The organism is Pseudomonas sp. H1h, from assembly GCF_000633255.1.
Lineage (GTDB): Bacteria > Pseudomonadota > Gammaproteobacteria > Pseudomonadales > Pseudomonadaceae > Aquipseudomonas.
In genome coordinates, this window is record NZ_AYMJ01000031.1 from 296,233 (window position 1) to 319,154 (window position 22,922).

Annotated in this window: 22 protein-coding genes; 12 read left to right on the forward strand and 10 right to left on the reverse strand. The window is 61.3% G+C overall.

What is annotated here, in order from left to right:
• The first annotated feature begins 17 nt into the window (after positions 1 to 17).
• Together mazG and U862_RS0125310 are read left to right on the forward strand one after the other, a co-directional pair.
• Complete coding sequence (gene mazG, locus U862_RS0125305; protein ID WP_025112961.1) at positions 18 to 851, forward strand: nucleoside triphosphate pyrophosphohydrolase; 834 nt, start codon at positions 18 to 20, stop codon at positions 849 to 851.
• Between the two features lie 25 nt (positions 852 to 876).
• On the forward strand, positions 877 to 1,419 hold the full coding sequence (locus U862_RS0125310; protein WP_025112962.1) for a DUF2058 domain-containing protein: 543 nt from the start codon (positions 877 to 879) through the stop codon (positions 1,417 to 1,419).
• A 70-nt stretch (positions 1,420 to 1,489) separates the two neighbouring features.
• Here U862_RS0125310 and U862_RS0125315 read toward each other — a convergent pair whose 3' ends face one another.
• The 6 genes from U862_RS0125315 to U862_RS0125340 all read right to left on the reverse strand — a co-directional run bounded on the left by U862_RS0125315 (position 1,490) and on the right by U862_RS0125340 (position 9,024).
• A complete protein-coding gene (locus U862_RS0125315; RefSeq protein ID WP_025112963.1) occupies positions 1,490 to 1,678 on the reverse strand; it encodes a hypothetical protein in 189 nt (62 codons plus the stop codon).
• A gap of 392 nt (positions 1,679 to 2,070) precedes the next feature.
• Positions 2,071 to 3,291, reverse strand: a complete 1,221-nt coding sequence (gene fabB, locus U862_RS0125320) for a beta-ketoacyl-ACP synthase I (protein ID WP_025112964.1) — start codon at positions 3,289 to 3,291, stop codon at positions 2,071 to 2,073.
• Positions 3,292 to 3,302: 11 nt separating this feature from the next.
• Positions 3,303 to 3,818 carry a 3-hydroxyacyl-[acyl-carrier-protein] dehydratase FabA gene (gene fabA, locus U862_RS0125325; RefSeq protein WP_003227150.1) on the reverse strand — a complete coding sequence of 172 codons (516 nt, stop codon included), beginning with the start codon at positions 3,816 to 3,818 and terminating at the stop codon, positions 3,303 to 3,305.
• Positions 3,819 to 4,065: 247 nt separating this feature from the next.
• The gene (locus tag U862_RS0125330) at positions 4,066 to 5,970 is read right to left on the reverse strand and encodes an ATP-binding protein (protein ID WP_025112965.1); all 1,905 of its coding nucleotides are present in this window, start codon (positions 5,968 to 5,970) and stop codon (positions 4,066 to 4,068) included.
• Positions 5,967 to 6,899, reverse strand: coding sequence for an ABC transporter substrate-binding protein (locus U862_RS0125335; protein WP_025112966.1), 933 nt, complete (start codon positions 6,897 to 6,899; stop codon positions 5,967 to 5,969). Before U862_RS0125335 ends, U862_RS0125330 begins: the two co-directional genes overlap by 4 nt.
• 1 nt (position 6,900) lies before the next feature.
• On the reverse strand, positions 6,901 to 9,024 hold the full coding sequence (locus U862_RS0125340) for a TonB-dependent siderophore receptor (RefSeq protein ID WP_025112967.1): 2,124 nt from the start codon (positions 9,022 to 9,024) through the stop codon (positions 6,901 to 6,903).
• A gap of 196 nt (positions 9,025 to 9,220) precedes the next feature.
• Between U862_RS0125340 and U862_RS0125345 the strand changes: the two genes are divergently transcribed.
• From U862_RS0125345 to U862_RS0125385, 9 genes are all read left to right on the forward strand, one after another.
• The gene (locus U862_RS0125345) at positions 9,221 to 10,246 is read left to right on the forward strand and encodes an NAD(P)H-dependent glycerol-3-phosphate dehydrogenase (protein WP_007968955.1); all 1,026 of its coding nucleotides are present in this window, start codon (positions 9,221 to 9,223) and stop codon (positions 10,244 to 10,246) included.
• Positions 10,247 to 10,264: 18 nt separating this feature from the next.
• Entirely contained in the window at positions 10,265 to 10,612 is a 348-nt protein-coding gene (locus tag U862_RS0125350) for a DUF4389 domain-containing protein (protein WP_025112968.1), read from the forward strand.
• Positions 10,609 to 11,061, forward strand: a complete 453-nt coding sequence (gene sixA / locus U862_RS0125355; RefSeq protein ID WP_025112969.1) for a phosphohistidine phosphatase SixA — start codon at positions 10,609 to 10,611, stop codon at positions 11,059 to 11,061. Before U862_RS0125350 ends, sixA begins: the two co-directional genes overlap by 4 nt.
• A gap of 202 nt (positions 11,062 to 11,263) precedes the next feature.
• Complete coding sequence (locus U862_RS0125360; RefSeq protein WP_025112970.1) at positions 11,264 to 12,919, forward strand: AMP-binding protein; 1,656 nt, start codon at positions 11,264 to 11,266, stop codon at positions 12,917 to 12,919.
• A 31-nt stretch (positions 12,920 to 12,950) separates the two neighbouring features.
• Complete coding sequence (locus tag U862_RS0125365; RefSeq protein WP_025112971.1) at positions 12,951 to 13,394, forward strand: hotdog fold thioesterase; 444 nt, start codon at positions 12,951 to 12,953, stop codon at positions 13,392 to 13,394.
• Between the two features lie 119 nt (positions 13,395 to 13,513).
• Positions 13,514 to 14,320 carry an alpha/beta fold hydrolase gene (locus U862_RS0125370; protein WP_025112972.1) on the forward strand — a complete coding sequence of 269 codons (807 nt, stop codon included), beginning with the start codon at positions 13,514 to 13,516 and terminating at the stop codon, positions 14,318 to 14,320.
• Positions 14,317 to 15,171, forward strand: coding sequence for an alpha/beta hydrolase (locus tag U862_RS0125375; RefSeq protein ID WP_025112973.1), 855 nt, complete (start codon positions 14,317 to 14,319; stop codon positions 15,169 to 15,171). The genes U862_RS0125370 and U862_RS0125375 overlap by 4 nt, the downstream gene beginning before the upstream one ends.
• A gap of 115 nt (positions 15,172 to 15,286) precedes the next feature.
• Positions 15,287 to 16,093 (forward strand): DUF4892 domain-containing protein, encoded by an 807-nt coding sequence (locus tag U862_RS0125380; RefSeq protein ID WP_025112974.1) that lies wholly within the window; start codon positions 15,287 to 15,289, stop codon positions 16,091 to 16,093.
• A 69-nt stretch (positions 16,094 to 16,162) separates the two neighbouring features.
• Positions 16,163 to 17,203, forward strand: coding sequence for an AI-2E family transporter (locus tag U862_RS0125385; RefSeq protein WP_025112975.1), 1,041 nt, complete (start codon positions 16,163 to 16,165; stop codon positions 17,201 to 17,203).
• Positions 17,204 to 17,871: 668 nt separating this feature from the next.
• Here the strand turns inward: U862_RS0125385 and xopAW are convergent.
• From xopAW to U862_RS0125400, 3 genes are all read right to left on the reverse strand, one after another.
• Positions 17,872 to 18,723, reverse strand: coding sequence for an EF-hand domain-containing protein (xopAW, locus tag U862_RS0125390; protein ID WP_025112976.1), 852 nt, complete (start codon positions 18,721 to 18,723; stop codon positions 17,872 to 17,874).
• Positions 18,724 to 18,953: 230 nt separating this feature from the next.
• Positions 18,954 to 20,003, reverse strand: a complete 1,050-nt coding sequence (locus U862_RS0125395) for a HAMP domain-containing sensor histidine kinase (protein WP_025112977.1) — start codon at positions 20,001 to 20,003, stop codon at positions 18,954 to 18,956.
• Positions 20,003 to 20,764 (reverse strand): response regulator, encoded by a 762-nt coding sequence (locus U862_RS0125400; protein ID WP_115675202.1) that lies wholly within the window; start codon positions 20,762 to 20,764, stop codon positions 20,003 to 20,005. The genes U862_RS0125395 and U862_RS0125400 overlap by 1 nt, the downstream gene beginning before the upstream one ends.
• A gap of 284 nt (positions 20,765 to 21,048) precedes the next feature.
• Between U862_RS0125400 and pyrF the strand changes: the two genes are divergently transcribed.
• The gene (pyrF, locus tag U862_RS0125410; RefSeq protein WP_007968913.1) at positions 21,049 to 21,747 is read left to right on the forward strand and encodes an orotidine-5'-phosphate decarboxylase; all 699 of its coding nucleotides are present in this window, start codon (positions 21,049 to 21,051) and stop codon (positions 21,745 to 21,747) included.
• 126 nt (positions 21,748 to 21,873) lie between these two features.
• Here the strand turns inward: pyrF and U862_RS0125415 are convergent, their stop codons facing one another.
• Positions 21,874 to 22,878, reverse strand: a complete 1,005-nt coding sequence (locus tag U862_RS0125415) for an NADP-dependent oxidoreductase (protein WP_025112979.1) — start codon at positions 22,876 to 22,878, stop codon at positions 21,874 to 21,876.
• Positions 22,879 to 22,922: the final 44 nt, after the last annotated feature.

The following is a 22,922-nucleotide window of genomic DNA, read 5'->3' on the forward strand; positions in this document are numbered from 1 at the left end:
GGTGAGACAGAAAAATGATCTACAGCCTTGAAGACCTGCTCCACCTGATGAACCGTCTGCGCGACCCGCAGTTCGGTTGCCCGTGGGACATCAAGCAGACCTACGCGACCATCGTCCCGCACACCCTTGAAGAAGCCTACGAAGTGGCCGATGCCATCGAGCGTGGCGACTTCGATCACTTGCAGGGCGAGTTGGGCGATCTGCTGTTTCAGGTCGTCTATTACAGTCAGTTGGCCCGGGAAGAAGGGCGCTTCGAATTTGCCGGGGTGGTCGACAGCATCACCCGCAAGCTGATCCGTCGTCATCCGCATGTATTCCCGACCGGCGATCTGTATGCGCCGCTGGACGTGCCGCGTCTGAGCGAGGAGCAGGTCAAGCAGCGTTGGGAAGAGATCAAGGCCGAAGAGCGCGCCGAGAAATCCGCCGCGCCCGAGCAACTGTCACTGCTTGATGACGTGCCTGCAACGTTGCCGGCGCTGTCCCGTTCGGCCAAGTTGCAAAAGCGCGCCGAGCAGGTCGGTTTCGATTGGCCGGATGCGCTGCCGGTGCTGGACAAGGTGCGTGAAGAACTCGATGAGGTCCTCGAAGCCATGTCCGAAAACGATCCCGTCGCCGTGGCTGACGAGATCGGCGACCTGCTGTTTTCCGTGGTCAACCTGGCCCGGCATCTGAAGGTCGATCCGGAAACCGCGCTGCGGGGCGCCAACGGCAAGTTCGAAAGACGTTTCCGATTTATCGAACAGGCATTGCGCGACACCCATCGTCCCATGGAAGATTGCACCCTCGAAGAGTTGGACGCCCTGTGGGGTGAAGCCAAACGTCAGGAAAAGAATGCGCCCAGCTGCGGCTGAGCAACTGCCCAAGTGAGTAAGCCCCATGAGTATTTCCCTTCGCGACCAGTTGCTCAAAGCAGGCCTGGTCAACCAAAAGCAGGCCAAGCAGGTCAGCAAAGACAAGCAGAAGCAACAGCGTCTGGCCCACAAGGGGCAGGCCGAGCTGGATGATTCGCAGCAACGCGCCGCCCAGGAAGCCATGGCCGAGAAGGTCAAGCGCGACCAGGAGCTGAACCGTCAGCAGCAAGAGAAAGCCGAGGCCAAGGCCCGTGCCGCGCAGGTCAAGCAGTTGATCGAAGTCTCGCGTCTGCCGAAGCTGACCACCGAGGACTACTACAACTTTGTCGATGACAAGAAGGTCAAGCGCATCTCGGTCAATACGCTGATGCGCAACAAGCTCAGCAGCGGCTCGCTGGCAATCGTGCACCATGCCGGTGGCTACGAAGTGATCCCCCGTGAAGCGGCCCTGAAGATCCAGGAGCGCGACCCGCAGCGCATCGTGCAGCTCAACGTGCAGACCGAAGAGGTCAATGCCGAGGACGATCCGTACGCGGCCTATCAGATCCCTGATGACCTGATGTGGTAAATCGATAAAGCTGTAACAACGACAAACCCCGCTCATGGCGGGGTTTGTCGTTTTCAATGCTGTGGTTGATTCAGGAGGAGCGGGCTTCGCGTTGTTGCTCCAGCACTTCCAGTTCGGCCTTGTAGTTGTGGGCATCGATCTCGTTGTGGAACATGCCGACCAGCAAGTCTTGTTGATGCACATCCCAGATTCGTACGCCGGCGGCTACGCCTTCATGGGACATGTGTGAATCGTCGCGTTCAGTTACTTTTACAGTCATCTGCTAGCTCCAAATCTCAAGTTATCTGCAGCAAGGCGTGTGCAGGACTCTTTTATATGATTTGTTAGCTTGCTAAGTAAACGGCTGATTTGTGCAATGTATTCTTGCGAAAACCGCAACAGTGCTACGGCCCGCTAAATCCGCGACATTCGGTCGCATGCGGCAAGGTTTCATGACAGAAGTTTCATCTCCAGACGCACTAAAAATCCCCTGTGGGAGCGGGCTTGCTCGCGAATGCGGTGGATCAGGAGTGAAGATGTTTACTGAAAAAACGCATTCGCGAGCAAGCCCGCTCCCAAAGGGTATTGCGGTGTGCCTGCTACTTTCTGCAGGCCAAAAAAAACGCCCCGAACCAGTCGGGGCGTTTTCATGTGTGGCTCAAGCGGGAGGAATTACTTGCCTTCCCAGCGCTTCAGTACCAGCGTGGCGTTGGTGCCGCCGAAGCCGAAGCTGTTGCTCATCACGGTGTTGATGGTGGCGTTTTCGCGGGTCTTGGTCAGCACCGGCAGATCGGCCACTTCAGGGTCCAGCTCGTCGATGTTGGCGGAACCGGCAATGAAGTTGCCTTCCATCATCAGCATGCAGTAGATCGCTTCGTGAACGCCGGCGGCGCCCAGGGAGTGACCGGACAGGCTCTTGGTCGAGCTGATCGCTGGAGCCTTGTCGCCGAACACTTCACGCACACCTTTCATTTCCGCGACGTCACCGACCGGAGTCGAGGTGCCGTGGGTGTTCAGGTAGTCGATCGGGGTGTCGACGGTGGACATTGCCATCTGCATGCAGCGGATCGCGCCTTCGCCACTTGGGGCAACCATGTCGTAGCCGTCGGACGTTGCACCGTAGCCAACGATTTCAGCGTAGATCTTGGCGCCACGGGCCAGAGCGTGTTCCAGCTCTTCAACCACGACCATACCGCCACCGCCAGCGATGACGAAACCGTCACGGTCGGCGTCGTAGGCACGGGAAGCCTGTTGCGGGGTGTCGTTGCGCTTGCTGGACAGGGCGCCCATGGCGTCGAACAGGAACGACTGGCTCCAGTGCTCTTCTTCACCGCCACCGGCGAAGACGATGTCCTGCTTGCCCATCTGGATCTGTTCCATGGCGGTACCGATGCAGTGAGCACTGGTGGCGCAGGCAGATGCGATGGAATAGTTCAGGCCCTTGATCTTGAACGGTGTGGCCAGGCACGCGGAAACGGTGCTGCTCATGGTCCGCGTTACACGGTATGGGCCAACGCGTTTCACGCCTTTTTCGCGCAGGATGTCCAGCGCTTCCATCTGGTTCAGGGTCGACGCGCCGCCGGAGCCGGCGATCAGGCCGGTACGCGGGTTGGACACTTGCTCTTCGGTCAGGCCGGAGTCAGCGATGGCGTCTTTCATGGCCAGGTAGGCATAAGCCGCTGCGTGGCCGACGAAACGATAGATCTTGCGATCGATCAGTTCTTCAAGGTTGAGGTCGATGGAGCCGGAAACCTGGCTACGCAGACCCATTTCAGCATATTCCGGGTTGAACCGGATGCCAGGGCGGCTTGCACGCAGGTTAGCGGAGACGGTCTCTTTGTCATTGCCCAGGCACGAAACAATGCCCAGACCAGTGATAACGACGCGGCGCATGCGAATAACCCTTAGAAGTTGTCAGTGGAGGTGAACACGCCGACGCGAAGGCCTTCGGCGGTGTAGATTTCGCGACCGTCGACAGTCACCGAACCATCGGCGATGGCCAGGTTCAGCTTGCCCTTGAGGACGCGTTTGATATGAATGTTGTAGGTGACTTTCTTGGCGGTCGGCAGCACCTGGCCGAAGAATTTCACTTCGCCCGAACCCAGCGCACGGCCGCGGCCCGGCAGGCCTTGCCAGCCCAGGAAGAAGCCGACCAGTTGCCACATGGCGTCCAGACCCAGGCAGCCCGGCATCACCGGATCGCCTTCGAAGTGGCACGCGAAGAACCACAGGTCAGGGTTGATATCCAGCTCGGCGACCAATTCACCTTTGCCGTACTTGCCGCCTTCTTCGCTGATCAGGGTGATGCGATCCACCATCAGCATGTTCGGGGCGGGCAGTTGCGCGTTACCCGGGCCGAACAGCTCACCGCGACTGCAGCGCAGCAGATCTTCCCGAGTAAAGGCGTTTTGTTTGGTCATGCGAGCTCCTCAATAATCCCATGCGGCAGGTGGGGCAAATCTTCCCGGCCGATCGACGCGTTCATGCCTCGTACCGGCAGCCTACTCATAGACTATTGCGTTGTGGTGAAAGTCACAGCACCAAGGACATGAATGTACACTTGTGCACTGAAATTTTTATTCAAGCCTCTTTTGAGGCTCGTTCGGGTGCCTAAGACTGCCGCACTTTCGCTTTTCACGCCAGTCGCAGATGGTCGAAAAACCGTCACTACTGCACCCAGCGCTGCAGAATCTGTTGTAGGTCATTGCGTTTGAACGGCTTCGCCAGATAATCGTTCATGCCCGCCGACAGGCAGGTTTCGCGATCCCCCTGCAACGCGTTGGCGGTCAGCGCGATGATGGGCACGTCACTGCGTCCGGGCAGCAGACGGATCTGCCGGGTAGCCTCATACCCGTCGATGATCGGCAGACGGCAATCCATCAGAATCACTTCAAAATCATTGCCTTCGGCGCTGCGTACCGCCTGCGCGCCGTCGGTGGCGACGCTCACAGTAAAGCCCAGGCTGCGCAACATTGCCTCGATGACGGTCTGGTTGACCGGATTGTCCTCCACCAGCAACACATTGCGCCCTTCACCGTGCCCGTTGCCATTGGCCGCACGCGGTGCCGCCAGTTGCGGCAACGTCTGCTTATATAAGGCCAGCGGGATTTCCAGGGTGAACACCGAGCCCCGGCCTTCTTCACTTTGCGCACGCAACGTTCCACCCATGCGTTCGGCCAGGGTGCGGGCGATCGGCAAGCCGAGTCCGGTACCGCCATAACGCCGCGAAATCGAACTGTCGGCTTGCTGGAACGCGTCGAACATCAACTCCAGGCTTTGCGAGGAGATCCCGATGCCGCTGTCGCGCACCGAACAGGTGAACCACAGCAGTTCGTGATCCAGCGACTGCCACTGCGCCTCGATGCTGACCCGGCCGCGCTCGGTGAACTTCAAGGCGTTGCCCACCAGATTGACCAGAATCTGCCGGATCCGCGTCGGGTCACCCTGCACCTGCAAGTCGCGCATGTCCTCGGGAATCCGCAGGTTCAGGTCCAGGCCCCGCTGGGCTGCGCTGTGCTGGAACGACTGGGCGCAAGCGCCGATCAGGTCGGCGAGGTTGAACGGGATGTGCTCAAGCTCCAGCTCCGAGCGTTCGATCCGCGAGAAGTCGAGAATGTCGTTGATGACTTTCAGCAGATGCTCGGTGGACTCCGAAGCGAGCGCTGCATACTCGATCTGCTCCTCGGTCATGTCCGTGGTTTCCAGCAACTGCAACATGCCCAGCACCCCATTCATGGGTGTGCGCAGTTCGTGGCTCATCATCGCCAGGAAATCGGATTTGGCGTTGTTGGCTTTTTCCGCTTCTTCGCGGGTCTGGATCAGTTGCGCCATCGCCTGATGCTGTTCGCGGCTGGCCTGCTCCAGTGCCTGGGCGAGGTTGTTGATGTGCTGCGACAAAGCGCCGAGTTCGGTGTCATCGACAATCGGCAGCGGGGTTTTGTAGTCACCCTGTTGAATCGCCTTGACCGCGTTGCCGATATCGCGAATCGGCGCCGACAGGCTGCCGGCCAGACGCCGCGCCAGAACAAAAGTGAAGAGCAGGGCGAACAACGCCAGTATCCCGGCCTTGAGCAGGATTTCCTGTTGGCGCTGACTGAAGGCATCGTTGGACAGGCCGACGATCACCCGGCCCAGATAATCCTCGCTGGTCACGTTGATGCTGGCTTTGGCGTCGTGGAAAAAATCGCTGTTCAAGGCGATCCGTTGCAGACGCACCGGTGCCTGGAACACTTCGACCTGATGCGGTCGGTTGTGTGTGTCAGAGGCTTGTTCAACGTAGGCCAGAATCCGGTTGGCGCTGTCCTGCACCTCGATGAAGCGAACGTTCGGTGTAGCCAGTGTCGCCTTGAGCAGGCTTTCCAGCACTTCGTTGTTGCCGGAAATCACCCCGTACTCGGTGGCGGGGGCCAGTTGATTGGCGATCAGTTGCCCGGTGTGATTGAGCTCCTGACGCAAATCCTGGATGCGCACGAAGGTAAAGAAACTGATCAGCAACAGCGTGAGCAGCAGCGCAGGGCCCAGGCTGATCAGTTGCGTGCGGGTGTTGATGTCCCAGCGGCGACGCAGATTCATGGGTGGCTTTCTCCTTCAGCCAACTGGCGGGCAACAGACGCTTCATCGATTGGCTCGATACCCAGGGAACGAGCGACCTGCGCATTACTTGAAACTTTAAAACGTTGCGGATACAGGGTTCGCGGCCACGTGGCCGGAGGGCGGTCGAGCAACTCGTCGAGGATCGCCAGCCAATCGGGCTGATCGCTGTACGTGCTGGCCAGGCTGCCGGCACGGACAAACGACGCGTTTGGCCCAACCAGGGCGATTTGTCGCGAGTAGCTGCTGAGCAGCAGGTTTTTCGCGGTTTTCGGGTTGTACAGGTCCGGGTCGTCGAGGCCCAGCAGCACGTCACTGTTTTTCAGCACTGTCTGCAACGGGCGGCTGTCCTGAGTGTTGTTCCAGCGCTGGCTGACGATCTGCAGATTGAGCGGAACGGCGGCCTGGCGCAGCTCCTTGAGCAGGAATTCGCTGTGTTGGTCGAACAGCACGCCGACCCGCCGCGCCTGCGGCAGTATCCGCTGGATCAATTGCAGTTGCCGGCCCAGCGGTGGATCGCTCCACAGCAGGCTCAAGTGCGCCGGTTGCGCGCCCCCCAAGCGCTGCCGGGCTTGCAGGCGGCTGATGCGCAACACCAGCGTCGCCGGTCCCTGAGGCTCTTTAAGGCGCCAATCGAGGCTGGGCAGGTCGAGCAGAATCATCCGCAGGTTGTTCGGCAACTTGCCCGGCGCCGGCAGGCTGGCCAATGGCTGGAACCGCACGTTATCGGTGGGGCGCAGCTCGCTCAAGGCCTGGACGAAGGCCTGCACGCCAGGACTTTCTTCGGCGCCGGTCAGCAGAATATCGGCCGCTTGCACCGCCACGCCGTGCAGCCACGCGGTCAAAAACAGACAGGCACCGGCCAGCCAGTGGCCAAGGGTTGGCGTCTTGTTTGCCGTGCCGTAGCGCACCTTAGAACTCCAGCTCGGCGCTGAAATACATCACCCGGCGCTCGTCGTAATTGTTGTCGACGAAGGTGGTCGGCTCGTTATCGAGCCGCTGTTGCAGGACGCCGGCCAGTTGCAATTGAGCCTTGCCCAAAGCGATGCGTTTGGCGATGCGCGTGTCGACTCGCTCGAAGCGGTAGCCGTTGAGCGCGTTGTCGCCGTAATAGAAGAGGGCGCTGTTCCAGCCGTGCCCCCAATCGCGCAACCAACCGGCGGAGCCGCTGTTGCGTGAGGTGAATTGCTGATCCAGTGGATTGCTTGCCTCGGCATCGACGAAAGCGTACGTGAAGCGCAGGCGATCGATCATGCTCAGGCGCCAGTCGAGCTGGGTTTCAGTGCCGCGAAAACGTGAGCTGTTGGCGTTGCTGGCGATGTACTGGTTGTTGCGCAGCGGCTCGCTGATCATCCCGGTGATTTCGTCGTAGAACAGCTTCACATCGACCGCCAGCCCCAGCTCGGCGAAATAGCCGTTGTAGCCCAGCTCGCGCGAGCGCATGTGCTCCTGATCGAGATCCCCCGGACCGCGGGTCTTGACGAAGTAGCGGGCCGAAGACTGACCGTAGGCCGAGGGCCGCAGGTTGCTCACCTGATAGCTCCAGTTGACGTTGTTCTCGAACATGTCCGGCGAGCGGATCGCCTCCGAGTACACCGCGCGCAGGCCATGGCGCGGGTTGATCAGGTAATTGACCGCGAACCGGGGCGTCAGCGAACTGCCGATCAGTTGGGTGTTTTCGAACATTGCGCCGCCCTGCAACAGCCAGTGTTCGCTGGCGCGCCATTCCAGTTGGCCGAACGCACGCCAAGTGGTGTCGTCCAGCGTGCCGTTGAAGTAGGTCTCGGAATCGGCCCGGTCGTAACGATAGTTCATGCCGCTGACCAGTCGCAGACTGTCGGACAGGCTGAGGGTGTCCTGCAATTCGAGGTCGTAGCGCGACTCGCGGGCGCTTTGGTCGATGTCGCCGCACAGGGTCTGGCTGGCACCGTTGCGCCACTGATCCAGCACTTGATTGGCCAGGGCCATTTCCTGTGGGGTGCCAGCCTCCGGGCCGGGGCCGGTGAAGCGGGTGATGTTGCGCGCCAGGCGTTCGGTGTAGTTCGGGTTCAGCTGCCACAACTGCGTCAACTGCGGACTGAACGACACTTCGGCATCGCAGGCGCGCCACACTTGCTGGCGATCCCAGTGCTGGGCCGAACCTTGTATATAAAGGCTGTGTTGCGGATTGATGTCGAGATTCCAGCGCACCGAGCCGGCGTAATCCTTGGCCACCACGTCAGAATTGTTCCCGGCAGCGGTAATCCCCGAGAACACCGGGCGGTAGGTGTAAGGTCGCTGATTGGTGCCATCCTTCGCGTTGACCTGCCAGTCGAGGCTCTGGTTGTCGCTCAGGGTATGGCTGACGGCGAGGCTGAAGCGGTTCAAGCGACGGCTGTCACGATAATCGGCGCCAGTGCGGTCGCTGTCGAAGCCGTCGTCTTCCTGGCCGGACAGCGACAGACGCAGATCGCCGCCATTCCAGCCGGTGCCCTGGCTGGCATAGAAATCGTTGATGCCGCGCTGGCCACGGGTGTACTTCAGTCGCGTGCCGTGGCTGTCCGCCGGGTTGCGGGTGATGATGTTGACCACCGCCATCAGCGCGTTGGCGCCATAGCTGACGGTGTTCGGCCCACGGAAAACCTCGATGCGCTCGATGTCTTCCATGGCCACCGGAATGTCGCTCCAGTCCACCGTGGCGAGGCCCGCGCGGTACACCGAGCGGCCATCGATCAACACCTGCATGCGTCGCGCTTCACTGGCATTGGTTCCGTGATAATTGACCGCCGCCTGATTGCCGCTGATGTTGCCGACCATCATCCCCGGCACCAGGCGCAGCAGTTCGCTGATGTCGCGGGCGCCGCTGGCGTTGATCAATTCACTGTCGATGACGGTCATGCTCCCCGGCACTTCCGCTGGCGTCTGTTTCAGGCGCGTGGCCGTCAGCACCTGCGGCAGCGTTTCGCTGTCGACAAACAGGTCGTCCGCCTGCAATACCGGGCTGAACAACAGCGCCAGTAACAGGGACGAACGCGAAGGGTGAGAGCCAAAAGACACGACACAGCCTTGATCACAATGAATTGGCGCGCATGTTAACCGAGGGCAGCGAGTTTTCCAGTCACGATGCGGGCATTTTCCTCGGTTTTATTGGTCTTCTTCCTACAAGTGCCGGTAATTGACGCAGGGGCTGGCCGCGACCCGGTCGCCCCGTATAATGCCGGCATCGCCACTGGTATGGATTAACGGATTACATATGACTGAACAGCGCCCGATTGCGGTCCTGGGAGGCGGAAGTTTTGGTACCGCCGTGGCCAATCTTTTGGCCGAGAACGGCCATCAAGTCCGGCAGTGGATGCGTGACCCCGAGCAGGCCGAGGCCATCCGGGTCAATCGCGAAAACCCGCGTTACCTCAAAGGCATCAAGATTCTGCCGGGAGTGACCGCCGTCACTGACCTGCAGGCAACCCTCGACGCCTGCGAACTGTGCTTCGTCGCGCTGCCATCAAGCGCGCTGCGCACGGTGCTGGCCGCCCATGCCGAGCGCTTGAGCGGCAAGATGCTGGTCAGCCTGACCAAGGGCATCGAAGCCCACACATTCAAACTGATGAGCCAGATCCTCGAAGAGATCGCCCCACAGGCGCGTATCGGCGTGTTGTCCGGACCGAACCTGGCGCGTGAGATCGCCGAGCACGCGCTGACCGCCACCGTGGTCGCCAGTGAAGACGAGGAACTGTGCAAACAAGTGCAGGCCGCGCTGCATGGTCGCACTTTCCGCGTTTACGCCAGTGCCGACCGCTTCGGTGTTGAACTGGGCGGCGCGTTGAAAAACGTCTATGCAATCATCGCCGGCATGGCGGTAGCGCTGGAGATGGGCGAGAACACCAAGAGCATGCTGATCACTCGCGCCTTGGCCGAGATGACCCGGTTTGCGGTGAATCAGGGCGCGAACCCGATGACCTTCCTCGGGCTGGCCGGGGTCGGTGACTTGATCGTCACCTGCTCGTCGCCCAAGAGCCGTAACTATCAGGTCGGGTTTGCCCTCGGTCAGGGCTTGAGCCTTGATGAAGCGGTGTCGCGTCTGGGCGAAGTCGCCGAAGGCGTGAACACCCTGAAAGTGCTCAAGGCCAAGTCCCAAGAAGTTGGCGTGTACATGCCGCTGGTCGCCGGGCTGCATGCGATCCTGTTTGAAGGACGCACGCTGGAACAGGTGATCGGTCTACTGATGCGTGCCGAGCCCAAAACCGACGTCGACTTTATTTCCACCAGCGGTTTCAACTGATTCAACAGGAAGCGAGCCATGAACGATCCGAAAACCGAAGCCAAGTACGAATCCATCCTCCTGCGGGTGCTATGGATGATCGTCTACGTGCTGGTCTGGCAAGTGGCGCAGTTCATCCTCGGCGCGGTGGTGCTGGTGCAACTGATCTATCGTTTGATTTATGGCGCGCCGAGCGCCGGCCTGATGAATTTTGGCGACAGCCTGAGCCAGTTTCTGGCGCAGATCGGCCGCTTCGGCAGCTTTCACAGCGACCAGAAACCATGGCCGTTCGCCGACTGGCCAACCCCGCGCGCCCCGGAAGGTGAAGCGCCGCACGCCGTGCCGCCAGCACCGCATCCGGCCCGAGATGAGGAACCCAAGCTATGAAACTCTGGGTATTGCGTCACGGTGAGGCCGAGCCTTATGGCTCGCGACCCGACTCCGAGCGGGAGCTTACCGAGCACGGTCGCAAGGAAGCCTTGAGCAGTGCGGCCCGGTTGATCGGCCAGCCGCTGACCGCGATCTACGCCAGCCCTTATCTGCGTGCGCAGCAGACCGCGCAGATTGTCCGCGAGGCGCTGGGTTTCGAGCCGGAGATTCGCACTGTCGAGTGGCTGACGCCGGAGACCGACCCGGACAAGGTCACCGATCAACTGGTCTCGGTGAGCAATGTGCTGCTGGTCAGCCACAACCCGCTGGTGGGCAATCTGCTCAGCTATCTGCAGCATGGCGCCGGGTATCCGCCAGAGAAGGTCAGCACCGCTGGCCTGGCTGAGCTGGAAAGCCCTGAACTGCTGATCGGCTCGATGACGCTTAACAGCCTCAAGCACCCCTGACGCTGATCCCTTGTGGGAGTGGGCTTGCTCGCGAATGCGGTGTATCAGTGACATGTACAGTGGCTGACGCAGCGCATTCGCGAGCAAGCCCGCTCCCTCAGGTCACCTCATAGTCAGTTGAAATTATTTGTTTGAATTTTCCAACCAAGCACTTGCTTGGTTGACTACGCTTGCTCCAGACCTAAAAACAGGAGCGAGTCGCATGTCTGCCGCATTCCGTTTGCCGCTGGACGTGTTTTACGAACGTGAGGCCCGGCACCCGCGCCAGCGTTTTCTCGTGCAGCCCATCGGCGGCGGGCAGGTCGAGACCCTGACCTGGGCCGATGTCGGCCATCAGGCCCGCTGCGCCGCGCACTGGCTGCGCGCCCGGGAATTGCCGCAAGGCAGCCACATCGCGCTGATCTCGAAAAACTGCGCGCACTGGATCATTGCCGATCTGGCGATCTGGATGGCCGGGCACGTCTCGGTGCCGCTGTATCCCAACCTCACAGCAGACTCCGTGGCTCAGGTCCTCACGCATTCGGAGTGTGTGCTGGCGTTCATCGGCAAACTCGATGACTGGCCCGGGATGTCCAAAGGGATTGCGTCGGGGCTGCCAACCATCAGCCTGCCGCTGCATCCGCCCGGCACGTTCGATTTCAGTTGGGACGAGCTGCTGAAGCGCTCGCCGATCCAGGACGATCCGCGCCCGGCGGCCGACCAACTGGCAACCATCATCTATACCTCCGGCACCACCGGGCTGCCCAAGGGCGTGATGCACAGTTTTGCCAATCTGGGGTTTGCCACCACTCGTGGCACGCAGTTGTTCGGCCTCAACGAGAACGACCGGCTGCTGTCATACCTGCCGCTGTGCCATGTTGCCGAACGGATGTTCGTCGAACTGGCCTCGATCTACACCGGGCAAACCGTGTTTTTTGCTGAAAGCCTCGACACCTTTATCACCGATCTGCAGCGGGCGCGGCCGACGGCAATGTTCGGCGTGCCGCGGATCTGGACCAAGTTCCAGATGGGCGTGTACGGCAAGATCCCGGCCAAACGCCTGGATTTCCTGCTGGGCCTGCCATTGATTGGCAAGCGGGTAGGGCACAAGGTGTTGGCCGGGTTGGGGCTCGACGCATTACGCGTCGCCTTGTCCGGTGCGGCGCCGGTGCCACAGACCTTGCTCACCTGGTATCAGAAGCTTGGCCTTGATGTGCTGGAGGTCTATGGCATGACCGAGAGTTGCGGCTACTCGCATATCTGCCTGCCGGGCCAATACAAACAAGGCTGGATTGGCAGGCCGTGTCCGGAGGTCGAAGTGCGTATCGACGAGTCCGGCGAGGTGCAGGTGCGCAGTCAGGCGAACATGCTCGGTTATTTCAAGGAGCCGCAGAAAACCGCCGAAACCCTCACCGAGGACGGCTTCCTGCGTACTGGTGACAAGGGCGAGCAGGACGCCGAGGGGCGCCTGCGCCTGACCGGGCGGCTCAAGGAGATCTTCAAGACCAGCAAAGGCAAATACGTGGCCCCGGCGCCGATTGAGAACCGTCTGGCGGTGCACTCGCGAATCGAGCAGGTCTGCGTGGTGGGCGATGGTCTGAGTGCGCCGCTGGGCTTGTGCGTGCTCTCGACGGTTCATCAGGAAGAGGGCCGTGCGAGTCTGCATTCGAGCCTGGAGAAACTGCTGGAGGAGGTCAACGCCGTGCTCGACAAGCATGAGCGGCTGCGGCGACTGGTGGTGGTCAAGGACAGCTGGGCGGTGGAAAACGGCTTTCTCACGCCGACGTTGAAGATCAAGCGCAATGTCATCGAAGACACCTACGGTGCGCAGTTTGCAGAATGGAGCGAGCGCAGCGAGGCGGTGCTGTGGCAGGATTGAGTAACGATCAAAACAACAAAGGAAGCCTGCGATGACCTTGTGGCGCACCACTCCGAACATCGAGCAGTTGAACGCAATCCAGAAAAACACCATCGGCGAAGTGCTGGATATCCGCTTCGAGTCTTTCGACGAAGAATCGCTGACGGCGAGCATGGTCATCGACCATCGCACTCACCAGCCTTACGGTCTGCTGCATGGCGGCGCCTCGGTGGTGCTGGCGGAAACCGTTGGCTCGATGGCCAGTTACCTGTGCATCGATGCCAGCAAGTTCTATTGCGTGGGCCTGGAGATCAACGCCAACCACTTGCGCGGCTTGCGCAGTGGGCGAGTGACGGCGGTGGCCAGGCCGATTCATATCGGCCGCACCACGCATGTCTGGGACATCCGCCTGACCAGCGATGAAGGCAAGGCCAGCTGTGTCTCGCGCCTGACCATGGCGGTGGTGCCGCTGGGCGAGCAGCCGCCGGCACGTTGAAGTCCGATGCATCCATAGCCATGACCGGACTGTCATCATTCCTGGCAGTTACGGTCATTGCTCAGGGGCGCGCTCTTGCGGACAATCAGCGGCATGTTTCCGCTCATGGATTTACCAGCATGTCGCAGCCGATCTTTTTCACCCACGCCAACGGGTTTCCCTCGGGCACCTATGGCAAGTTGTTCGCGGCGCTGGCGCCCGAGTATCGGGTCGCGCATCTGGAACTGCATGCTCATGACCCGCGTTTCCCGGCGGACGACAACTGGTACAACCTGGTTGACGAACTGATCCACCATTTGCAGCAACAGGATCAACCGGTGTGGGGCGTCGGTCATTCCTTTGGCGGCGTGTTGCACCTGCACGCGGCGCTGCGTTGCCCTGAGCTGTATCGGGGCGTGGTGATGCTCGATTCGCCGGTGCTGACCCGCACCGACCAATGGGTGATCCGCGCCGCCAAGCGCTTCGGTTTCATCGACAAACTGACCCCCGCCGGCCGCACACTTGGCCGCCGCGAAGAGTTTGCCGACCTCGCCAGTGCGCGCAGCTACTTTGCGGGTAAAACCCTGTTCCGCGGTTTCGATCCGGAGTGCTTCGATGCCTACCTGCAACACGGTTTGCACCAGGTCGGCGACAAGTTGCGCCTGCGCTTCGATCCGGCCACCGAAATCAGCATCTATCGCGGCGTGCCGCACACCAGTCCGGGCCGCACCCGGCAACTGAAAGTGCCGCTGGCGGTGGTACGCGGGCATAAGAGTCGCGTGGTGATGCGTCATCACGGCAGTTTCGTTTCGCGCCTGCCGCAGGGTGAGTTGCTGAGCATGCCCGGCGGGCATATGTTTCCGCTGGAACGTCCGCAGGACACCGCACGACTGCTGAAGAATCTGTTCAATCGCTGGGAAGGTCGTCAGGACAAGGACTGCGCATGAACCCGTCCTTCGAAGAAGTGCGCCTGAGCCTGCCGCATATCGAACTGGCGGCGCATTTGTTCGGTCCCGAGGACGGCCTGCCGGTGATTGCCCTGCATGGCTGGCTCGATAACGCCAACAGCTTTGCGCGGCTGGCGCCCAAACTCAAAGGCCTGCGCATCATCGCGCTGGACATGGCCGGGCACGGTCACTCCGGGCATCGCCCGAACGGCGCCGGCTATGCCTTGTGGGACTATGCCCATGACGTGTTGCAGGTCGCCGAACAACTGGGCTGGAAGCGCTTCGGCCTGCTCGGGCACTCGATGGGCGCTATCGTTTCGCTGGTGCTGGCGGGCTCGTTACCGGAACGCATCAGCCATCTGGCGTTGATTGACGGAGTGATTCCGCCTACGGACAAAGGCGAAAACGCGGCCGAGCGCATGGGCATGGCCCTGCAGGCGCAACTGGACCTGCGCGAGAAACGCAAACCGGTCTACAACACCCTCGACCGCGCCATCGAAGCGCGGATGAAAGGCCTGGTGGCGGTCAGTCGCGAAGCCGCCGAACTGCTGGCGCAACGCGGCTTGATGCCGGTACCCGGCGGTTATACCTGGCGCACCGACAATCGCCTGACCCTGCCATCGCCGCTGCGCCTGACGCAGGAACAGGCCATGGCCTTCGTCCAGCGCATCACCTGCCCGGCACAACTGGTGGTCGCCGCCGACGGCATGTTGGCCAAACATCCCGAGTTGCTGGAACGTCTACCCTTTAGTCAGGAACAGCTGGCGGGCGGGCACCATTTGCACCTCAACGATGAGGCCGGTGCCGACCTTGTCGCAGACTGTTTCAATCGCTTCTTCGCCATTCCTTGACTTGCACCGGGCAACTGTCGAGGCTGGGCGGGTTGAAATGGGAGACAAACACGATGGATTTCTATACTGCTGCGACCCCGACCCGCCAAGCCATGCCGATCCGATGAGCCTGACTATGCGGTCACTCAGTCTGTTGGCGCTGTGCTGTTTCAGTCCCTTTCTATTCGCTGCCGATGTGCCTGGCAGCCAGGATCTGCAGATCGTGCCGCGTCTGGCCGATGCGCAGATCGTCGACTATCGCCCTCCTGTGGAACTCGAGCGGATCTACCCGCTGGGGTCGATCCGCAAGATCAGCGGCCAGTTGCGCTTCGACGGCCAGGTCACCGCACGCGGCCAGACCACTTCGGTGACCTACGAGTTGCCACCGGAACACGCCGCCACCGAAGCCTTCACCGCTGCCCGCGAAGCCCTGCAAAAGCAGGGCGCCGAGTTGCTGTTCTGGTGTCAGGCCCGCGACTGCGGCGAAAGCAGCCTGTGGGCCAACGAGGTGTTCGGCAATTCCAAACTGTACGGCGCGGACGAGCAACAGGCTTATCTGCTGTTGCGCCTGGCAGCCCCGAAGGACAACACCCTGGTGGCGCTCTACAGCATCACCCGCGGCAATCGCAAAGCCTACCTGCATGTCGAGCAGTTCGAGGCGAGCGCGCCACTGGGCGAGTTGCTGCCGACCTCAGCCACGCTGTTGCGCCAGCTCAAGAGCACGGGCGAGCTGAACCTGCCCAAACTGGTGGGCGACCCGGATGACACCTGGCTGCGCCTGATTTCCCGTGGTTTGAACCTCGACACCACTCAGCGCGTGACGATTTCCGGGCCGAAGGCCGAGGCCTGGCGTCAGGCGCTGATCAGTCAGGGTGTGCGTGCGGCGCGGATGGAGGCGGGGAGTGCCGACAGCGCGGGCCTGCGCATCGATCTGTTGCGATAAGCTGTATCGGGCGAGCACGCGTGGCGTGTTCGCCTACTCTTTGACTGACTGAATTTTTCGAGACTCTACATGCTCAATAACGATCGGCTGTTGGTGCAAATCCTCCTGCTGGTGCTGTTTGGTGCCAGTTTCTGGGTGATGGCGCCGTTCTGGTCGGCGCTGTTCTGGGGCGCGGTGCTGGCGTTCGCCAGTTGGCCGCTGATGCGCCTGCTGACCCGTTGGCTGAATGGCCGCGAGTCACTCGCTGCAGCTATCTTGACCCTGGGCTGGATGTTGCTGGTGGCGGCGCCGCTGGTGTGGCTGGGGTTCAACCTGGCGGATCACGTGCGTGATGCCACGGCGTTCATCAAGGACGTGCAGGTCGACGGTCTGCCGGAGGCGCCGGTCTGGCTCGGCACCGTGCCGCTGGTGGGTGAACGGCTGGTCGGGGTCTGGAACAGCATCGATCAGCAAGGCGCGGCGTTGATGGTGTCGATCAAGCCGTATCTGGGGCAGGTCGGTAACTGGCTGCTGGCGCGCAGTGCGCAGATTGGCGGCGGGATTCTCGAGCTGACCCTGAGTATTGTTTTCGTGTTCTTTTTCTACCGTGACGGGCCGCGGCTGGCGGCGTTTGTGCACAGTCTGCTGGAACGGCTGATCGGTGAGCGGGCCGGGTATTACATCGAGCTGGTGGCCGGCACCGTGCAACGGGTGGTCAACGGGGTGATCGGTACGGCGGCAGCGCAGGCGATTCTGGCGTTGATCGGGTTTCTGATTGCCGGGGTGCCGGGGGCGCTGGTGCTGGGGATCGTGACGTTCCTGCTCAGTCTGATTCCGATGGGGCCGCCGTTGGTGTGGATTCCGGCCACGGCCTGGCTGGCGTGGAAGGGTGAGTATGGGATGGCGGTGTTTCTCGGGATCTGGGGGACGTTCATCATCAGTGGCGTGGATAACGTGTTGAAGCCTTATCTGATCAGCCGTGGCGGGAATCTGCCGTTGGTGATTGTGTTGCTTGGGGTGTTTGGGGGGTTGATTGCCTTTGGGTTTATCGGGTTGTTTATTGGGCCTACTTTGTTGGCGGTGGCTTATAGTTTGTTGACGGATTGGAGCAAGAGTCAGGCTCGGGTTTAGGTTTGGCTGGGATGCTTTGACTTGGCGGCCTTTGGGCCGACCAGGTTCTTGGGTTTTGTGGGCATATCCGTTGCTGCGGTAATGGCTGCTTATAGTTTCGCCCTTACGGCGAGTCCCTTTTGACAAGCGCCTCAAAAGGAACCAAAAGGGCTTGCCCCGGCGTTCGGCCCTCGCCGTGGCTCGGGTTCCTTCGTTACGGGATTCATCCGGGGGCATCGCCTCCGGTTTGCTTCGCTGCACCTCCTCTCGATGTGTTCGACTGCGTCGAACGGTCGCTGCGCTCCCACCCCCGGATAAATCCCTCCACTCAGCCTGCCGACGGGGCCGGTGGATCAAGAGCTTTCGGCGAGCTGACACTCGGCCATTTGAGTGGTGAAGAGCACGGCGGCGTCACCGCTTTGCTTTCCTGTAGGAGCGAGCCTGCTCGCGATGGCGGCCTACGAGCCGACCACCCTCCAACTGAATCCCCAAAATCCAACTGTGGGAGCGGGCTTGCTCGCGAAGACGGCCTAACAGCCGACCAATCCCAACTGCCTCTCCAAAAATCCAACTGTGGGAGCCAGCCTGCTGGCGAAGAGGCCCTCTCAGCCAACCACTCTCTCGCGAATGCATTCAAATGACCGTTCCCACACCACCCCATGGAAACGATCACCCTTCACCACATCAACTCAAGTCGCCACATTCAGGTATTTGCCCACCGGGGCGGCATTGTCGAGTGAGTACTGTTTGCTCAAGTTGGCGATCATCCGGTTCAGCGCCTCGGTGGTGCTCTGAGTACTGGCGGTCTTTTCCTCAGGTGGGCGTTCCCGTCCGGCTTGCAACGCCGCTTTCAGTTCGTCGCTGCTCACGCCGCCGCTGCTGTCGCTGTCCAGCACTTTGAGCAGTGCAGCGCTGGTGTCGGTGCTGTTCGTTGAGGTGTTGTCGCTGGTCTGTAGCGCGCTGCTCAGTTCGGTGGCGCTGATGCTGCCGTCGCCGTCTGCATCCAGTTGGCTGAACAGTTCATCACTGGAGGTTTGCGGCGGTGGTGGCGGTGGAGTCAGGCTGGCGGTGAGTTCGTCCTGGCTGACGGTGCCGTCCTTGTTCTTGTCCAGGGCCGAGAAGATTTGGTTGCTGTCGGCGCTGCTGCCGGCGCTGGTCAGGCCGTTGCTGAGTTCGTCGCTGCTGATGGCGCCGTCACCATTGGCGTCGAGGGCGCTGATCAGGGCGTCGGCCAGGTCGGTGTTCGGGGCCTGATCCTGTGGTGGTGGCGGTGGGGGCGCCATGGCAGTCATTTCTTCGGCGCTGAGGCTGCCGCTGTCGTCGCTGTCCAGGTCACCGAATTGCTTGCTCAGGTTGACCAGCAGGCCATCATCGGACTTTTGCGACAGGGCGCTTTTCAGTTCGTCCTGATCCACCGCGCCGTCGCCGTTGCTGTCGAGTTTGGCGAACAGTTCCTTTTGCAGTTGCTGGCTGCGGGCGTTCTGGGTTGAGGTGCTGCTGGTGCTGGTATAGCTCGTGTAGTTGCTGACGCTACCGATCATGGGCTCACTCCTTGGACTGTAAAACCGGTGGGCGTACCGGCTTGTGCAGACTCACGGGGCAAGTTGTCCTGGGTATTTTGGCTTTGTACCGGTGGGTACACAGATTGGCAGCACAGGCAAACCTTGTAGGAGTGAGCCTGCTCGCGATGGCGGTGTATCAGGCAACATTGATGCTGACTGACCTGGCCTAATCGCGAGCAGGCTCACTCCTACAAAGATCGGTGTTCTTCTCAGGTGCGGGGCAGGCGGATGACGGCGGTCAGGCCGCCGCCGGGTGTTTCTTCCAGGTTCAGGTATCCGCCCAGCCGCTGCGCCGCCTCGCGGGCAATGGTCATGCCCAGGCCGACACCGCCGGAGTTGCGATTGCGCGAGCCTTCCAGGCGATAGAACGGTTCAAACACCGCTTCACGCTTGTCCTCGGCAATGCCAGGGCCGTGGTCGATGACGCGGATCAGCAGTTGCTCGCGTTGATCCTGCAGTTCGATGCGTGCTTGCCCGGCATAGCGCAGGGCGTTGTCCATCAGGTTGTTGATGCAGGAGCGCAGCGCCATAGGCTGTACCTGCAACGGCGCGCAATGGCCGCTGACCTGGACGTCCGCGCCTTGATCCTGAGCGTTCTCGCACAACGATTCGACCAGCGCCTGCACGTCCATCAACTGCAGGACTTCGCTAGTGCGCTGTTCGTGCAGGTAGGTGAGGGTGGCGTCGAGCATGCCGATCATGTCGTTGAGGTCTTGGCGCATCTGGCCTTGCAGTTTGTCGTCGTCGATCTGTTCCAGCCGCAGTTTCAATCGCGACAGCGGGGTGCGCAGGTCGTGGGAGACGGCGCCAAGCATGCGCGCCCGTTGCTGTACCTGCTCGCGAATGCGTTGTTGCATCAGGTTGAAAGTGTGCGCTGCCTGCCGCGCTTCACGCGGGCCGGATTCGTCCAGTGGCGGGCTGTCGAGGTTTTCGCTCAGGCGTTCTGCCGCGTCGCTCAGGCGCTGGATCGGCCGGCTGAGCAGTTTGGCGCCGTACCAGGCGGCGATCATCAGCGAGATGAACTGGAAGGTCAGCGGCACCAGCGGTCCGCCGAACCAGGGCCGTGGCGGACGATGGGCAAAGCGAGGGTCCGGCGGTGGCCGTTGGCCGTCGATGCCCTCGGCAAACTCCGGCGGGGGCGGCGGTGGAGGCGGGCCGTAGTGGTGAAACCAGGCAAAGGCCAGCAAGTGCGCCAGGACGATCGCCACGAACAGCATGCCAAACAGGCGGCCGAACAGCGTGTCGAAGCGCGCTCGCATCAGCCGATGTCTCGGGCGTCGAACAGGTAACCTTCGCCGCGCACGGTTTTGATCAACTGCGGGGCTTTCGGGTCGTCACCGAGTTTTTGTCGCAGGCGCGACACCAGCAAGTCGATGCTGCGGTCGAAGGCTTCGATAGAACGGCCGCGTGCGGCGTCCAGCAGTTGTTCGCGGCTGAGCACCCGGCGCGGGCGTTCGATGAAGACCCAGAGCAGGCGGAATTCGGCGTTGGACAACGGCACCACCAGGCCATCGTCGGCAATCAATTGGCGCAGGACACTGTTCAGGCGCCAGTTGTCGAAGCGAATGTTGGCGCGCTGTTCGGTACGGTCATCGCGCACCCGGCGCAGAATGGTCTGGATCCGCGCCACCAGTTCCCGTGGCTCGAACGGTTTGGCCATGTAGTCGTCGGCGCCCAGTTCGAGGCCGATGATGCGGTCGGTCGGTTCGCAGCGGGCGGTGAGCATCAGGATCGGGATGTCCGATTCGGCGCGCAGCCAGCGGCACAGGGACAGGCCGTCTTCACCGGGCAGCATCAGGTCAAGGACCACCACGTCGAAATGCTCGGCCTGCAGCGCCTGACGCATGGCCGCGCCGTCGGTGACGCCGCTGGCGTGGATGTTGAAGCGGGCCAGATAGTCGATCATCAGCTCGCGGATCGGCACGTCATCGTCGACGATCAGCGCGCGGATGCTCCAGCGCTTGTCGTCTTTATGCTCATCAGTCACGGTCGTTTGGGTGTTGTGCATGAGGCTGTTCATCTGCCAGTAGGCCGCCAACCACAAAGATGGGCTGCGAGGTGGTGGTTTCAGCATAGGCGTCCTGCCGTGAGGCGGGAAGTGCTGAGGTAAGGACGTGTTGCGGCTGGCGAGGCTAGCGTGGGCGCTTGTTGGCGGCGTGTCGGTTGTGTATCGGGTTCGACACAATAGCAGCGAGCGCTATGCTGATCACGTTTGCGGCGACGATTTTACCGATCATCGGGTGCCGCGCCGCCGTCGCTTCCGCTACAATGCGCGCCGATTTCGACTTGCCTGAGAGCCCATCCATGTCCGCCTGCCAGACTCCTATCATCGTCGCCCTGGATTTTCCCACCCGTGACGCCGCACTGAAGCTGGCCGACCAGTTGGACCCGAAACTGTGCCGGGTGAAAGTGGGCAAGGAACTGTTCACCAGTTGCGCCGCGGAAATCGTCGGCACCCTGCGTGACAAAGGCTTCGAGGTGTTCCTCGACCTGAAATTCCATGACATTCCCAACACCACCGCGATGGCCGTGAAAGCTGCTGCCGAGATGGGTGTGTGGATGGTCAACGTGCATTGCTCCGGTGGCCTGCGCATGATGGCGGCCTGCCGTGAAGAGCTTTCCAAGCGCAGCGGCCCGCAGCCGTTGCTGATTGGTGTGACCGTGCTGACCAGCATGGAGCGCGAGGATCTGGCCGGTATCGGTCTGGACATCGAGCCGCAGGAGCAGGTGCTCCGTCTGGCCGCGCTGGCCGAGAAGGCCGGGATGGACGGTCTGGTGTGCTCGGCGCTGGAAGCCACCGCACTGAAGTCGGCGCACCCGTCGCTGCAACTGGTGACCCCGGGGATTCGCCCGGCGGGCAGTGCGCAGGACGATCAACGCCGTATCCTGACCCCGCGTCAGGCGCTGGATGCCGGTTCCGATTATCTGGTGATCGGCCGTCCGATCAGCCAGGCGGCGGATCCGGCCAAGGCACTGGCGTCGGTTGTAGCCGAAATCGCCTAAGTAACACTGAAGATTCAAATGTGGGGGCGAGCCCGCTCGCGAATAGGGCGTGTCAGTCGAAATCATTGCCGACTGATCCACCGCTTTCGCGAGCAGGCTCGCTCCCACATTGGTTTCTGAGTGGTTTTAGATTTTCAGCACCAACTTGCCGAAATTCTCCCCGCTGAACAATTTCATCAGCGTCTCCGGAAAGGTCTCTAGGCCTTCGACGATGTCTTCCTTGCTCTTGAGCTGTGCCTTGGCCATCCATCCGGCCATTTCCTGCGCCGCACTGGCGTACTGGGCGGCGTAGTCCATCACCACAAAACCTTCCATGCGTGCACGGTTGACCAGCAGTGACAGGTAGTTGGCCGGGCCTTTGACCGCCTCCTTGTTGTTGTACTGGCTGATGGCGCCGCAGATCACCACCCGGGCTTTCGGCGCCAGACGGCTGAGTACCGCGTCGAGGATGTCGCCGCCGACGTTGTCGAAGTACACGTCGACGCCTTTCGGGCACTCACGCTTGAGGCCGGCCAGCACGTCTTCGTGCTTGTAGTCGATGGCGCCGTCGAAGCCCAATTCATCGATCAGGTATTTGCACTTGTCGGCACCGCCGGCGATGCCGACGACCCGGCAGCCTTTGATTTTGGCGATCTGCCCGGCGATGCTGCCCACCGCACCGGCAGCTCCTGAAAGAACCACGGTGTCGCCAGCCTTCGGCGCGCCCACGTCGAGCAAGGCGAAGTAAGCCGTCATGCCGGTCATGCCCAGCGCGGACAGGTACACCGGCAGCGGCGCCAGTTTCGGATCGACCTTGTAGAAACCTCGGGGCTCACCGAGGAAATAATCCTGCACACCCAAGGCGCCGTTGACGTAGTCGCCGACGGCAAAACCCGGGTTGTTCGAGGCGATGACTTTGCCGACGCCCAAGGCGCGCATGACTTCACCGATTTCTACCGGCGGGATGTAGGACTTGCCCTCGTTCATCCAGCCGCGCATGGCCGGGTCGAGAGATAAGTACTCGTTCTTGACCAGGATCTGCCCTGTCGCAGGTTCGCCGACCGGTACTTCCTGGTAGGTGAAGGTCTCACGGGTGGCGGCGCCCACCGGGCGTTTGGCGAGCAGGAACTGGCGATTGGTCTGGGTGGTCATGGCAGGCACTCGAACTGAATGAAGCCTTGTTGATAGACCCTCGA

Bases quoted from the DNA above. Each gene is read 5' to 3' on its own strand.
- U862_RS0125310 (WP_025112962.1), top strand. From the start codon at position 877: ATGAGTATTTCCCTTCGCGACCAGTTGCTCAAAGCAGGCCTGGTCAAC.
- U862_RS0125315 (WP_025112963.1), bottom strand. From the start codon at position 1,678: ATGACTGTAAAAGTAACTGAACGCGACGATTCACACATGTCCCATGAA.
- fabB (WP_025112964.1), bottom strand. From the start codon at position 3,291: ATGCGCCGCGTCGTTATCACTGGTCTGGGCATTGTTTCGTGCCTGGGC.
- fabA (WP_003227150.1), bottom strand. From the start codon at position 3,818: ATGACCAAACAAAACGCCTTTACTCGGGAAGATCTGCTGCGCTGCAGT.
- U862_RS0125330 (WP_025112965.1), bottom strand. From the start codon at position 5,970: ATGAATCTGCGTCGCCGCTGGGACATCAACACCCGCACGCAACTGATC.
- U862_RS0125345 (WP_007968955.1), top strand. From the start codon at position 9,221: ATGACTGAACAGCGCCCGATTGCGGTCCTGGGAGGCGGAAGTTTTGGT.
- U862_RS0125350 (WP_025112968.1), top strand. From the start codon at position 10,265: ATGAACGATCCGAAAACCGAAGCCAAGTACGAATCCATCCTCCTGCGG.
- sixA (WP_025112969.1), top strand. From the start codon at position 10,609: ATGAAACTCTGGGTATTGCGTCACGGTGAGGCCGAGCCTTATGGCTCG.
- U862_RS0125360 (WP_025112970.1), top strand. From the start codon at position 11,264: ATGTCTGCCGCATTCCGTTTGCCGCTGGACGTGTTTTACGAACGTGAG.
- U862_RS0125365 (WP_025112971.1), top strand. From the start codon at position 12,951: ATGACCTTGTGGCGCACCACTCCGAACATCGAGCAGTTGAACGCAATC.
- U862_RS0125370 (WP_025112972.1), top strand. From the start codon at position 13,514: ATGTCGCAGCCGATCTTTTTCACCCACGCCAACGGGTTTCCCTCGGGC.
- U862_RS0125375 (WP_025112973.1), top strand. From the start codon at position 14,317: ATGAACCCGTCCTTCGAAGAAGTGCGCCTGAGCCTGCCGCATATCGAA.
- U862_RS0125380 (WP_025112974.1), top strand. From the start codon at position 15,287: ATGCGGTCACTCAGTCTGTTGGCGCTGTGCTGTTTCAGTCCCTTTCTA.
- U862_RS0125385 (WP_025112975.1), top strand. From the start codon at position 16,163: ATGCTCAATAACGATCGGCTGTTGGTGCAAATCCTCCTGCTGGTGCTG.
- xopAW (WP_025112976.1), bottom strand. From the start codon at position 18,723: ATGATCGGTAGCGTCAGCAACTACACGAGCTATACCAGCACCAGCAGC.
- U862_RS0125395 (WP_025112977.1), bottom strand. From the start codon at position 20,003: ATGCGAGCGCGCTTCGACACGCTGTTCGGCCGCCTGTTTGGCATGCTG.
- U862_RS0125400 (WP_115675202.1), bottom strand. From the start codon at position 20,764: ATGAACAGCCTCATGCACAACACCCAAACGACCGTGACTGATGAGCAT.
- pyrF (WP_007968913.1), top strand. From the start codon at position 21,049: ATGTCCGCCTGCCAGACTCCTATCATCGTCGCCCTGGATTTTCCCACC.
- U862_RS0125415 (WP_025112979.1), bottom strand. From the start codon at position 22,878: ATGACCACCCAGACCAATCGCCAGTTCCTGCTCGCCAAACGCCCGGTG.